This window comes from Mycobacterium sp. TH-M103 (genome assembly GCF_057473785.1).
Genome location: NZ_JBYCLG010000119.1, coordinates 1 through 12318, shown reverse-complemented (window position 1 = coordinate 12318; position 12318 = coordinate 1). Strand labels below are relative to the sequence as shown.

The following is a 12318-nucleotide window of genomic DNA, read 5'->3' as shown; positions in this document are numbered from 1 at the left end:
AGGGGCGTCGTTTGCGGGCTCCACAGTGGCGGCCCAGGTTATTCCGATCATTCTTTCAGCATTTGTCTGTAGCCGCGGCGGCCGAATGGGCCTAGCTTTCTGCGTAGAGGTTTCGAGAAAGGCCAGGAAGATGGTCGCGATTCCGATTCTGCAACGTTCGCGATTGCACGCCGCGGCCGCCGCATGCGCGCTGGCCGTCGCCGCGCTGGCCAGCGCGCCCGTCGCCGGCGCCGACGACCCCAGCCCGCCACCGAACGGCACCAATCCGCAATGGGACGGCTTGGCCCAGGCCTGTCACGACGGTGTCTGGCAGTCCTGCGACAACCTGGTCGCGCAGACGCGACCGATGGTCTCCTCCGACCAGAAGGCCTTCGACTACAACCTGTACGGCCTGCGCTGCGGCGGGCGGGTGGTCGACTGGCTCTACGGCACCTACGACTGCGGGGCTCCGGCCGTCACCTGCGTGCAGATGTACCGGCCCTGCCACTGACGGCCGGCCGGCGGTGCTTGGCGGTGGCGGAGGGATTTGAACCCTCGGACGGTGTTAGCCGTCACACGCTTTCGAGGCGTGCTCCTTAGGCCGCTCGGACACGCCACCGTCGAGCAGCTTACCGAACCGGTGCCGCCTCACCCCAATCGCTGCCGGGCGAAGAACTCCTCCAGCGGCGCCGCGCACTCGTCGGCGAGCACACCGCCGCGCACTTCCGGGCGATGGTTGAGCCGGCGGTCGCGCACGACGTCCCACAGCGACCCGACCGCCCCCGTCTTGGGTTCCCAGGCGCCGAACACCAGTCGCGCGACGCGGGCCAGCACCAGCGCGCCCGCGCACATCGTGCACGGCTCCACGGTGACCGCCAGGGTGGTGCCCTCCAGGCGCCAGCCGTCGCCGAGCACGCCGGCCGCCGCCCGCAGCGCCAGGATCTCCGCGTGGGCGGTCGGATCGCCGAGGGCCTCACGCGCGTTCACCGCGCGGGCGAGCTCGGTGCCGTCGGCGCTCACCACCACCGCGCCGATGGGCACGTCGCGGGGACCGGCGGTCGCGGCGGCCGCCAGCGCGGCGCGGATCAGGTCCTCGTCGCAGCCCGGCTCCGCCGCGCTTGCGGTCACCGACCGAGGCTCATGGCGGCGACCCGCTGCGCCCGACTCCGCCGCGCTTGCGGTCACCGACCGAGGCGGTCGATCACCGACGACAGCTGGTCGGCGAAGCCCATCTCCCGGGCGATGCGGCCCAGTTGCTCGTCGGCGTACAGGTCGGACTCGTCGAGGATGACGCCCAGCACGGCCTCGGGCAGCCCGATGTCGGCCAGCAACGCCAGGTCGCCCTCCTCGAAGGGCTCGGCGTCCTCGAGGTCGTCGGGATCCAGGTCGGCGTCCAGCTTATCCAGGACCTCCGCGGCGATGTCGTAGTCCAGCGCGGCCGTGGCGTCCGACAGCAGCAGCCGGGTCCCCGACGGGCCCGGCCGGAGGATGACGAAGAATTCGTCGTCGACGTCGAGGAGCCCGAACACCGCTCCCGCGCTGCGCAGTTCGCGCAGCTCGGTCTCCGCGGCCTTCAGGCTCGTCAGCGCCGTGGCCGACATGGAGTAACACCGCCACTGGCCCTCTTCGCGCACGACGGCGACCCCGAACCCGTCCGGTGTGTCCGCGGACGGGCCCTGGGCCGAGGCCCGTTGTGCTTCCATGGGCGCCTACGCTAGTCGTTGACCTGGCCTCTTGACCAGACGAACCCGGCCGCCCACGGCACCGCCGCCCTGGTCTGTGTCAACCTTGGACTGTGGCGAGCCCTGTTTTGAAAACACCGGTGTGCGTGCTCGGCCTGGGGCTGATCGGCGGCTCGATCATGCGGGCGGCCGCGGCGGCCGGCCGCGAAGTGTTCGGCTACAACCGGTCGGTGGAAGGTGCGCACGCGGCCGTCGCCGACGGCTTCGCCGCCAGCACCGACCTCGCCGAAACGCTGACGCGCGCGGCGGACACCGGCGCGTTGATCGTGCTGGCCGTTCCGATGCCGGCGCTGGCCGCGATGCTGGCCCGCGTCGGCGAATTCGCGCCGGACTGCCCGCTGACCGACGTGACCAGCGCCAAATGCGCGGTGCTCGACGAGGTCGCCGCCGCCGGGCTACTGCGGCGCTTCGTCGGCGGCCACCCGATGACGGGCACCGCGGAATCGGGGTGGGCCGCCGGCTACGCCGGGTTGTTCACCAGGGCGCCGTGGGTGGTCAGCGTCGACGACCACGTCGACCCCGGGGTGTGGTCGACGGTCATGGCCCTGGCGCTGGACTGCGGCGCCCTGGTGGTGCCGGCCCGGTCCGACGAGCACGACGCCGCCGCGGCCGCCATCTCGCACCTGCCGCACCTGCTCGCCGAGGCGCTCGCCGTCACCGCGGGAGAGGTTCCGCTGGCCTTCGCCCTGGCCGCCGGTTCCTTCCGGGACGGCACCCGGGTCGCGGGCACCGCCCCGGACCTGGTGCGGGCCATGTGCGAGGGCAACGCAGGCCGGTTGCTGCCCGCCCTCGACCACACCATCGAGCTGCTCGGCCGCGCGCGCGAGTCGCTGGCGGGCCACGGCTCGGTGGCCGAGCTCGTCGAGGCCGGCCACGCGGCGCGCACGCGCTACGAGAGCTTCCCGCGCCACGACATCGTCGCGGTCGTCGTCGGCGCCGAGAACTGGCGCGAGGAGCTGGCCGCCGCCGGCCGGGCGGGCGGGGTGATCAGATCCGCTCTGCCAACCCGGGATAATCCACGATGAAACCCTCGTCGTCTGCGCTCACGATGGTGTCGGCGACCGGGGAACGCAACTTGATGCCGTCCAGCCTCCCCGTGCTGATGTAGCTGACGCTGGTCGCGGTGACGGACATGTCCGGGACGTTGACGTACACCACCGGCAACGTGGCCGACTCCGCGCGTTCGTGCAGGCCGAGCCGCCGGATCGGCAGCGCGTTGAAGAACGGGCTGAACACCACGTCGACGTCGAGGGCGCCGTCGTAGGCCGCGCGCCGGTCACCCTGGTGGTCGGTGACCAACCACATGTTCTCCTCGTCGCGGGCGATGGCGAGCACGCGTTCCCGCTCCGCCAGCGTGACCGTCATGCCGAGGCGCCTGGTGGCGCCGGTCTCGTCGGTCTGCACGTCGTAGTAGGCGCCGAAGGCCGGGTTGGTGTCGGTGGCCGCGGCCACGATGCGCCCGTTGGCCCGGATCCGCTTGCCGGACACCTGGATTCGTACCGATTCCATGCGGGAAACATCCTGCGCGCGCCAGGTCAGCATCGCCTGCCACACGCGCCGGGTCGAATCTGGGGCGTCTGCGTTCACCCGTCTACCGTAAATCCTGGTCGCCGTCCGCGGCGCGAGAGTCGGTAACTGCGTGCGCCGGTGCCCGGCGCCGACGCCCACACCGCCGCCGCCACCAGGCCGTCGAGCAGCAGCGCCAACGCCGCCACCAGCAGCGCACCCACCAGGGCGAGATGAAACTCACGCTCCTTGATCCCGTCGATCAGGTGCCGGCCCAGCCCGCCGAGGCTGGCGTAGGCGGCCACCGTCGCGGTCGCGACCACCTGCAGGGTCGCGTTGCGCGCACCGCCCAGGATCAGCGGCAGCGCGTCGGGCACCTCGACGCGCTGCAGCACCTGGGACTCGGTGATGCCCATCGCGCGGGCGGCGTCCACCACCGCCGGATCGACGCCCGCGACGCCGGCGTAGGTGCCGGCCGGCAGCGCGGGTACGCGCAGCAGGATCAGGGCGAACAGCGGCGGCCCCAGGCCCAGCCCGCACAGCAACACCCCGAGCAGCAACACACCCAGCGTCGGCAGCGAGCGCAGCCCGTTGACCGCGCCGACCACCAGCACCGTGCCGCGGCCGGTGTGCCCGATGACCAGCCCGAGCGGGACGGCGATCAGCGCCGAGGCGCCCACCGCCACGACGGTGTACTCCAGATGCTCGAGCGTCCGCGCCCCAGGCCGGCCGGGCCTGTCCAGTTGTCCGCGGTCAGCAGGTAGCAGATCGCCTGCCGCGCGAAGTTCACCGCGCGCCGCCCACCGCCGGGGACAGCGCCGGAGACCGGCGGCGCCCGGGGCGCTCCCAGGGCGTGGCCAGCCGGCCGGCCACCACGATCAGCGCGTCGACGACGAGCGCCAACGCCAGGAGCGCGACGATGCCGGCCACGATCTGAGCGCTCTTGTCTGTCTGATAGCCCTGGGTGAACCAGGCGCCCAGGCCCCCAAACCGATCACCGCACCCACGGCGACCATGGCGATGTTGGTGGCCACCACCACGCGCACCCCGGCGACCAGCACCGGCAGTGACAGCGGCAGCTCCACCGCGAGCATCCGCCGCAGCCCCGGGTAGCCGACGGCGGTGGCGGCGTCGCGCACCGCGGCGGGCACCGCGACCAGCGCCTCGAGCACCGCGCGCGCCAGCAGCGCGGCCGTGTAGGCCGTCAGCGCGACGACCACGTTGGCCTCGTCGAGGATCCGGGCGCCGATGACCATCGGCAGCGCCACGAAGCGCCGGCGACGCGATGGTGAACACGACGACGGCCGCCGCCGTCGTCGGCCGCCGGGCGACGGGCGCACGGCGCACGAGCGCGCCCAGCGGCACCGCGACCGCCGAGCCGAGCAGCACCGGCAGCAACGACAGCCGCAGATGGACCACGGTCAGCGCCCAGGCCATGCCGAGGTGGGTCAGCAAATAGTGCACGTCTCAGCCCCGCCGCCGGGCCGCCACCGCGGCCAGCACGTCCTTGAGGCGGTCGGACTTCTTCTGCGAATTCACCAGCGGCGCAATGTTACCGGCCAGGAAATGTTACCGGCCAGGAAATTGTGCTCGGGGTCCTCCAGCACCACCAGGTGATGCCGCGGGATGCCCGGTGACGTGCTGAAGATGTCGGCGGTGTCCACCTGGTCGTCCGCCAGCGCGCGCACGGTCACCGGACCGCCGTCGTTGATGCGCACGAAGTTTCCCGTGCCGATGTCGAGTCCGTATCTCTGCTTGAGGCCGGGCAGCCCCGACGGCCGCGCCTGGGACACCGAGGGCGCCCCGAAGCGCACCTGTGCCGAGTGCGCCGCGAGGCCGGCGATCGTCTTGAGCTGCCACGCGGCGGCGGTACCCCGGCGGCGGCGGTACCCCCGGTGACGGTCACCGTGTCGGTGTCGGATGCCGGCGACGGCGTCAGGATCGACAGGTCGCCGGGCAGCCGCCGGTGCAGCTCCAGCTCGACGGCGTCGAGCGCGGTCGCCGCCGACTGCGGCGCGTAGTACAGCAAGAGGTTGCCGATGTACTCGGGCACCAGGTCGATGGAATGATCCTTGAGCGCGGGGATGTAGGTCTCGCGGCTGCCGATCCCCATCCGCCGCCCCACGTCGAAATGGTTGGCCTGCAACGCCTGCGCGTCGATCTCGGCGGCGATCTCCGATTCCGGGAAGTCGGCCGATCCCACCACGATGGAGTTGGGGCTGCGCGTCTGCGCGCCCAGCGGGTCGGCGTTGCTGCACGACGTGGCCACCCATGCCGTCGCCAACCACACCGCGGCGCACACGGTCGCGCGATGCGGCCGCGACCCTAGCGTGCCCGGCTTCCGGTGTTCGGTTTCATTCCGTGCCGGATGGGACAAAGATGTCACCATGAGCAGCAACACCCCTGCCTCCCCCGACCAGCCGCCCGCCAAGAAGCCCGCCCCGCCACCCAAGCCCGGCGCCAAACGCGAGGAGCCGGCCATCGCGTTCACCCGCGCCGGCGCGTTGTGGTCGTCGCTGATCGCCGGTTTCCTGATCCTGATCCTGTTGCTGGTCTTCATCACCCAGAACACGGAATCGACGGCGTTCACGTTTTTGGGCTGGCACTGGCACCTGCCGCTGGGGGTGGCCATCCTGCTGGCGGCGGTCGTCGGCGGGCTGATCACCGTCGCCGTCGGCACCGCCCGGATCCTGCAGTTGCGCCGCACGGCGAAGAAACAGCACGCGACGATCGCCCGCCAGGGACGCTAACCGGGCAGCTTGGCGAGCTCGGCCAGCCCGCGCGAGATGAGCGGCGCCACCACCTCGGGCACGTGCTCGGAAGCCTTCCCGTGGGCCTGGTCGGATAACCGCCTGCGGAAGTCGATGCCGGCGGCGATGATGGCCAGCTTGAAGTAGGCCAGCGCCATGTAGAACTCCCAATGCGCCAGCGGCCACCCGGAAGCCAGCGAGTACCGGTCGGCCAGCTCGTCGGCTGTCGGCAGCAGCGGTGAGGTCCAGGCGGCCTGCGCGTTGACGATCAGGTCCAGTGCGGGGTCGCGGTACACGCACATCAGCGCCGCGTCGGACAGCGGGTCCCCCAGCGTCGAGAGCTCCCAGTCCACGACGGCCAGCACCCGGGTCGGGTCCTCGGCATCCAGGATCGTGTTGTCGATGCGGTAGTCGCCGTGCACGATCGAGGTCCGGCTCTGGTCCGGGATCCAGTCGCGCAAGCCGGCGTGCAGCCGCTGCACGTCGGCGTCGCGGTGGTCGTCGGGCAGGCGCACCAGCTCCCACTGCGCTCCCCAGCGGCGCACCTGGCGCTCCAGGTATCCGCTGGGCTTGCCGAAGTCGCCCAGACCGACGGCGTCGGGGTCGACGCGGTGCAGGTCGACCAGCACCCGGATCAACGAGTCCACGCAACCGTCGATCACGGTGTGACTGAGGGACTCGAGTTGGGCGCGCCGGCGCACCACCTGGCCGGCGACGAACTCCACGACCTGGAACGGAGCGCCCAGCACCGACTCGTCCTCGCATAGCGCGATCGCGCGCGCCACCGGCACGGGCGTGTCCCGCAGGGCGGCGACCACCCGGTACTCGCGGGCCATGTCGTGCGCCGACGGGGTGAGCCCGTGCAGCGGCGGGCGCCGCACCAGCCAGTCGGCCTTGTCGTCGTAGACCCGGAACGTCAGGTTGGAACGGCCGCCGGAGATGAACTCCGCCCGCAACTCGCCGTCGCGTTCGATGCCGAGCGAACGCAGATACCGGTCCAGCCCGGCCAGGTCGAGGCCCTCGGGTTGGTCAGCTGAAGTCACCGGAATTGTTTACCACCGCCGGTCACCCGCCGTTGATTTCGGGGCAGCAGGTCCCAGACGTGGTCGGTGGCGTTGACCGTGGCGACCGTCACCTGGCCGGACCGCGAGAACAACAGGCGGGTGACCGAGGCGTAGTCGATGGGAAAGGACAGCAGCCGCGCCGTACCCAGGATCTCGTGCAGCAGCACGTTGATCACCCCGCCGTGGCTGAACACCGCCACCGTGTCCTCGTGGTCGGCCGCCGCGACGACGTCGTCGAGCCCGGCGCGTACCCGCGCGCAAAACGCCTCCTCGTCGACCGCGCTGGGCAGGTGCCCGGAGGCCATGCGCGCCCACTCCTCGGGCCGCTCCGCGCGGATCTGTTCGACGGGGATGTAGAGGGGCAGGTCGCGGTCGTATTCGGCGAACCGGTCGTCGATCTCGATCGGCAGTTCGCGGGCCGCCGCGACCGGTTCGGCGGTCTGGACGGCGCGGCGCTGGGGGCTGCTCACCACGCGGCCGACGCCGAACCTGGCCAGTGCGGTGGGTAGGCGCCCGACCTGCGCCAGCCCTTCCTCCGACAGCTCGGGGTCGGAGCCCTCACCGGGTTCGCTGCGCAGCGGAAGGGCATGCCGGACCAGAAGCACTTGCATGCCATCAAGCCTCGCATGCGGCGCCGGCAACCTTGCCCGGCGCGTGGAGAATGCTATTCTCCGACAGGAGAGTGAGGTGTGCATGGGTGTCGGCGGCGAGACCGGACCGGACGCGGGCGTGCTGGGCCGGTGGCTCGACGACCACGGCGCCCCGGGCGGCGGGGAGCGGCCAGCGCTGGAGCGGCTCAAGGGCGGTTCGCAGAACACCCTGTACCTGATCGACCGCGGCGGGGAGCGCATGGTGCTGCGGATGCCCGGCGCCCGCGCCGACGCCGCCCGCATCGACGGCCTGCTGCGGGAGATCCGCCTGGTGCGGGCGCTGTCGGGCACCGACGTCCCGCATGCGGCCCTGATCGCCGCCGACGACACCGGAACCGTCCTGGGCATGCCCTTCTACGTGATGCGCGCGATCGACGGGTGGAGCCCGATGGACGGCGGCTGGCAGGCGCCGTTCGACGTCGACCTGGCCGCCCGCCGCGGGTTGGCGTTCGAGTTGGTCGAGGGTGCCGCCAAGCTGGGCCGGGTGGACTGGCGCGCCCAGGGCCTCGAGGGCTTCGGCCGCCCCGACGGGTTCCACGAGCGGCAGGTCGACCGCTGGCTGGCCTTCCTCGACGCCTACCGGGTGCGCGATCTTCCCGGCCTGGACGTGGCCGCCGACTGGCTGCGCCGCAACCGCCCGGCGTCGTATGAGGCGGGCATCATGCACGGCGACTACCAGTTCGCCAACGTGATGTTCGCGCACGGGGCGCCGGCCCGGCTGGCCGCGATCGTGGACTGGGAGATGACCACGGTCGGTGACCCACTGCTCGACCTGGCGTGGGCGCTGCTGGGCTACGACGGCGAAAACCCCGGCGGCGACGGGTTTTATCTGGACATGACGGGGATGCCGACCCGCAGCGAGCTGCTCGACCACTACGAGAAGCTCAGCGGGCGCTCCACCGAGAACATCGACTACTACCTGGTGCTGGCCAACTGGAAGCTCGGCATCGTGCTGGAGAAGACGTACGCCGCCGGGGTGCGCACCGGCAAGGTGGATCCCAAGGTGCAGGACGCCTTCGGGGCGATGATCCCCAAGCTGATCGCCACCGCCGCCGAACTGGCCCGCACGAGCAAGGGACGCTGAGATGGGTTATGCCGAAAAGCTTTTCGACCTCACCGATCGGGTGGTGCTGATCACCGGCGGCAGCCGGGGCCTGGGCCGGGAGATGGCGTTCGCCGCGGCCCGCTGCGGCGCCGACGTGGTGATCGCCAGCCGCAACATGGACAACTGCGTCGCGACCGCAGCGGAGATCGAATCCGAAACCGGCCGCTCCGCCATGCCGTATCAGGTGCACGTCGGGCGCTGGGACCAGCTCGACGGGCTGGTCGAGACGGCCTACGAACGGTTCGGCAAGGTCGACACCCTGATCAACAACGCCGGCATGTCGCCGCTGTACGACAAGCTGACCGACGTCACCGAGAAGCTGTTCGACGCGGTGGTCAACCTCAACCTCAAGGGGCCGTTCCGGTTGTCGGCGCTGGTCGGCGAGCGCATGGTGGCGGCCGGGCGTGGCTCGGTCATCAACGTCAGCTCCACCGGCTCGCTGCGCCCCAACGGCGGCATCATCCCCTATGCCGCCGCCAAGGCCGGCCTCAACGCGATGACCGAAGGCCTGGCGCAGGCGTTCGGGCCGACCGTCCGCGTGAACACCCTGATGGCCGGCCCGTTTCTCACCGACGTCAGCAAGGCGTGGGATCTGTCCGGCGACAACAACTTCGGCCACCTCGCACTCAAACGGGCCGGCGACCCACCCGAGATCGTCGGCGCCGCGCTGTTCCTGGCCTCCGACGCATCCAGCTTCACCACCGGCTCCATCGTGCGGGCCGACGGCGGAATCCCCTAACCGATAGGAGCCTTCGATGCCTTGGGACTTCTCCACCGAGCCGGAGTTCGAGAAGAAACTCGACTGGATCCGCGAGTTCGTGCGCGAGGAGGTCGAACCCCTCGAGGTGGTGTTCCCCGGTTGCGAGTTCCTGCCACTGAACGACGAACGCCGCCGGATCGTCGACCCGCTCAAGCAGCAGGTCCGCGACAACGGTTTGTGGGCACCGCATCTGGGCCCCGAACTGGGCGGGCAGGGATTCGGGGCGGTCAAGCTCACGCTGATCAACGAGATCCTGGGCCGCAGCCCGTGGGCGCCGATCGTGTTCGGCACGCAGGCGCCCGACACCGGCAACGCCGAGATCATCGCCCGCTTCGGCACCCGGGAGCAGAAGGACCGATACCTGTCCGGGCTACTCTCCGGCGAGATCTTCTCGTGCTTCTCGATGACCGAACCGCAGGGCGGCTCCGACCCCCGCGTGTTCACCACCCGCGCCGTGCCCGACGGGGACGGCTGGGTGATCACCGGGCGGAAGTACTTCTCCTCCAACGCATCTGTCGCCTCGTTCTTCATCGTCGTCGCGATCACCGACCCCGACGTCCCGGTCCACCGCGGGGCCTCGACGTTCCTGATCCCGGCCGGCACCGAGGGGCTGAAGGTCGAGGCCACCCACCACCTCGTCGGTGCGCTGCCCCACGAGGCCGGGCATTCCCTGGTGCACTACGACGGGGTGCGGGTGCCCGCCGACGCGTTGCTCGGGGAGCCCGGTCAGGGCTTCATGATCCTGCAGGCGCGGCTGGCCGGTGGGCGGCTGCACCACGCGATGCGCTCGATCGGCGTGGCCCAGCGAGCCGTCGAGATGATGTCGCGGCGCGCGAAAAGCCGTTTCACCCAAGGTAGTTCGCTGGCCGACAAGCAGCTGGTGCAGGCGTTCGTCGCCGACTCCTACACCGAGCTGATGCCCTTCCGGCTGGCCGTGCTGCACGCCGCCTGGCTCATCGACACCGCCGGCGAGCACGCGGCCCGCCAGGAGATCGCCGCCTGCAAGATCCTGGCGTCGCAGGTGCTGAAATCGATCGGCATGCGCGCGATCCAGGTGCACGGCGCGCTGGGCACCACCGACCAGCTGCCGCTGGTCAACGTCCTGCTCGGCGGCGTGGTGCTCGGGCTGGCGGACGGCCCCACCGAGGCCCACAAGGTCAACCTGGCCAAGATGCTGCTCAAGGGGTACGAGGCCGAAGACGCCGAGTGGCCCAGCGAGATGCTGGATGTCCGCCGCGAGGCCGCCCGCGCCAAATACGGGGACCTCGTTGACCGGTGACCGGGTCACCGCGGCCGTCGAGCGGGCGCTCGACGAGCGGCAGCGGGAGGCCACCGAGGAGGTCGAACGCATCCTGGCCGCCGCGGTGCGGGTGATGGAACGCGTCGCGCCCGAGCCGCCGCGCGTCAGCGACATCGTCACCGAGGCCGGCTCGTCGAACAAGGCGTTCTACCGGTATTTCGCCGGCAAGGACGACCTCATCCTGGCCGTCATGGAACGGGGCGTGGCGATCGTGGTCTCCTATCTCGAGCACCAGATGGCCAAGGAGTCGCGACCGGCCGACCAGGTCGCCCGCTGGATCGAGGGCACGCTGGCGCAGGTCGCCGATCCGCACCTGATCAGCATGAGCCGCGCGGCAGCCGGGCAGCTGTCGGCGGCCACGAACTGGCGGGCGGCCGACCAGGAGATGATGCGCCCGTTGCGGGACCTGCTCCTGACACCCGTTGCCGCGCTGGGCAGCACCGACGTGGACCGCGACGTCGACGCCGTGTTCGACTGCACGGCCGCCACCATGCGCCGCTACGTCGGGTCGGCCGACCGGCCCGGCCCCGACGACATCGCGCACGTGGTGCGGTTCTGCCTGCACGGGTTGGGGGTCGGTTGATGCGCGCGGTCGTCTGTCGTTCCTACGGCGCACCGGAGGACCTGGTCGTCGACGAGCTGGCCGACCCGGCCCCGGGCCCCGGCCAGGTCGTGGTGCGGGTCCACGCCGCCGCGGTCAACTTCCCCGACGTGCTGCTGATCGCGGGCAGGTATCAGGTCAAGATCCCGGTGCCCTTCGTCCCGGGCAGCGAGCTGGCCGGCGAGGTCGTGGCGGTCGGCGCGGGCGCGCCGTTCCGGCCGGGCCAGCGGGTCTCCGCCACCACGCCCACCGGGGCTTTCGCCGAGCAGGCCCTGCTCGACGCGCCGTCGGTGACGCCCATCCCCGACGGCGCCGACTACGCCTCGGCGGCCGCGTTCGGCGTCACCTACCGCACCGCCTACCACGCCCTGCGCTCGATCGCCGAAGCGCGCCAAGGAGACTGGGTGGTCGTGTTGGGCGCCGCCGGCGGCGTAGGGCTGGCCGCCGTCGACCTGGCCGTGGCCATGGGCGCCCGGGTGCTCGCGGCGGCGTCCAGCCCGGACAAGCTCGCGCTGTGCCTGCAGCGGGGCGCCGCGGCGGTCGTCGACTACGCCACCGAGGACCTGAAGTCGCGCATCCGCGAGCTGACCGGCGACGGCGCCCGGGTGGTCCTCGATCCCGTGGGCGGACCGTACGCGGAGCCGGCGCTGCGCGCCCTGGCCCGCGGCGGGACGTTCGTCACCCTCGGCTACGCCGCGGGGACCATACCGTCGATCCCCTTGAATCTCGTTCTGCTCAAAGGCATCACGGTGCGGGGCATGGAGATCCGCACCTTCATGGCCGACCGGCCCGACGACGCCGCACGTGACATGGCTGAGCTGGCGCAGCTGTTCGCCGCCGGCACGGTCCGGCCCTACATCG

13 protein-coding genes, 1 tRNA gene and 3 pseudogenes are annotated in these 12318 nt (G+C 71.4%); 8 read left to right on the top strand and 9 right to left on the bottom strand.

Annotation, left to right across the window (positions count from 1 at the left end; all coding sequences use genetic code 11):
- Window positions 1-130 precede the first annotated feature (130 nt).
- Complete coding sequence (locus AC2VOR_RS06795) at window positions 131-490, top strand: hypothetical protein (RefSeq protein WP_486963444.1); 360 nt, start codon at window positions 131-133, stop codon at window positions 488-490.
- An 18-nt stretch (window positions 491-508) separates the two neighbouring features.
- Here AC2VOR_RS06795 and AC2VOR_RS06790 read toward each other — a convergent pair.
- From AC2VOR_RS06790 to AC2VOR_RS06780, 3 genes are all read right to left on the bottom strand, one after another.
- Window positions 509-598 (bottom strand) — tRNA-Ser (locus tag AC2VOR_RS06790).
- A gap of 29 nt (window positions 599-627) precedes the next feature.
- Window positions 628-1107 (bottom strand): nucleoside deaminase, encoded by a 480-nt coding sequence (locus AC2VOR_RS06785; RefSeq protein WP_407686169.1) that lies wholly within the window; start codon window positions 1105-1107, stop codon window positions 628-630.
- Between the two features lie 53 nt (window positions 1108-1160).
- Window positions 1161-1682, bottom strand: a complete 522-nt coding sequence (locus AC2VOR_RS06780; protein ID WP_407686168.1) for a tRNA adenosine deaminase-associated protein — start codon at window positions 1680-1682, stop codon at window positions 1161-1163.
- Window positions 1683-1801: 119 nt separating this feature from the next.
- On the opposite strand from AC2VOR_RS06780, the gene AC2VOR_RS06775 reads away from it, so the two are divergent.
- Window positions 1802-2746 (top strand): prephenate dehydrogenase, encoded by a 945-nt coding sequence (locus AC2VOR_RS06775; protein ID WP_407686180.1) that lies wholly within the window; start codon window positions 1802-1804, stop codon window positions 2744-2746.
- On the opposite strand, the gene AC2VOR_RS06770 is transcribed toward AC2VOR_RS06775, so the two are convergent.
- The 4 genes and pseudogenes from AC2VOR_RS06770 to AC2VOR_RS06755 form a co-directional block, all read right to left on the bottom strand.
- Window positions 2709-3263, bottom strand: a complete 555-nt coding sequence (locus AC2VOR_RS06770) for a putative glycolipid-binding domain-containing protein (protein ID WP_407686179.1) — start codon at window positions 3261-3263, stop codon at window positions 2709-2711. The two genes, AC2VOR_RS06775 and AC2VOR_RS06770, sit on opposite strands and share 38 nt — an antisense overlap.
- A gap of 49 nt (window positions 3264-3312) precedes the next feature.
- Window positions 3313-4017, bottom strand: a pseudogene (locus tag AC2VOR_RS06765) (ABC transporter permease).
- A pseudogene (locus AC2VOR_RS06760) lies at window positions 4014-4691 on the bottom strand (ABC transporter permease). The pseudogenes AC2VOR_RS06765 and AC2VOR_RS06760 overlap by 4 nt, the downstream one beginning before the upstream one ends.
- Before the next feature lie 15 nt (window positions 4692-4706).
- Window positions 4707-5616, bottom strand: a pseudogene (locus AC2VOR_RS06755) (ABC transporter substrate-binding protein); the annotation flags it as partial.
- On the opposite strand from AC2VOR_RS06755, the gene AC2VOR_RS06750 reads away from it, so the two are divergent.
- Window positions 5615-5977 (top strand): LapA family protein, encoded by a 363-nt coding sequence (locus AC2VOR_RS06750; RefSeq protein ID WP_407686167.1) that lies wholly within the window; start codon window positions 5615-5617, stop codon window positions 5975-5977. The pseudogene AC2VOR_RS06755 and the gene AC2VOR_RS06750 sit on opposite strands and share 2 nt — an antisense overlap.
- Here the strand turns inward: AC2VOR_RS06750 and AC2VOR_RS06745 are convergent.
- Window positions 5974-7020 carry a phosphotransferase family protein gene (locus tag AC2VOR_RS06745; RefSeq protein ID WP_407686166.1) on the bottom strand — a complete coding sequence of 349 codons (1047 nt, stop codon included), beginning with the start codon at window positions 7018-7020 and terminating at the stop codon, window positions 5974-5976. The two genes, AC2VOR_RS06750 and AC2VOR_RS06745, sit on opposite strands and share 4 nt — an antisense overlap.
- Complete coding sequence (locus AC2VOR_RS06740; RefSeq protein WP_407686165.1) at window positions 7017-7652, bottom strand: histidine phosphatase family protein; 636 nt, start codon at window positions 7650-7652, stop codon at window positions 7017-7019. Before AC2VOR_RS06740 ends, AC2VOR_RS06745 begins: the two co-directional genes overlap by 4 nt.
- Window positions 7653-7734: 82 nt before the next feature.
- On the opposite strand from AC2VOR_RS06740, the gene AC2VOR_RS06735 reads away from it, so the two are divergent.
- The 5 genes from AC2VOR_RS06735 to AC2VOR_RS06715 form a co-directional block, all read left to right on the top strand.
- A complete protein-coding gene (locus tag AC2VOR_RS06735; RefSeq protein WP_407686164.1) occupies window positions 7735-8775 on the top strand; it encodes a phosphotransferase family protein in 1041 nt (346 codons plus the stop codon).
- A gap of 1 nt (window position 8776) precedes the next feature.
- On the top strand, window positions 8777-9535 hold the full coding sequence (locus tag AC2VOR_RS06730; protein WP_486963443.1) for an SDR family NAD(P)-dependent oxidoreductase: 759 nt from the start codon (window positions 8777-8779) through the stop codon (window positions 9533-9535).
- 16 nt (window positions 9536-9551) lie between these two features.
- Window positions 9552-10835: an acyl-CoA dehydrogenase family protein gene (locus AC2VOR_RS06725; RefSeq protein WP_369736460.1), complete on the top strand. Its 1284-nt coding sequence runs from the start codon at window positions 9552-9554 to the stop codon at window positions 10833-10835.
- The gene (locus tag AC2VOR_RS06720; protein ID WP_486963442.1) at window positions 10783-11439 is read left to right on the top strand and encodes a TetR/AcrR family transcriptional regulator; all 657 of its coding nucleotides are present in this window, start codon (window positions 10783-10785) and stop codon (window positions 11437-11439) included. Before AC2VOR_RS06725 ends, AC2VOR_RS06720 begins: the two co-directional genes overlap by 53 nt.
- On the top strand, window positions 11439-12318 hold an 880-nt coding region (locus tag AC2VOR_RS06715; protein ID WP_486963441.1), incomplete at its 3' end, for an NADPH:quinone oxidoreductase family protein. The genes AC2VOR_RS06720 and AC2VOR_RS06715, both read left to right, overlap by 1 nt.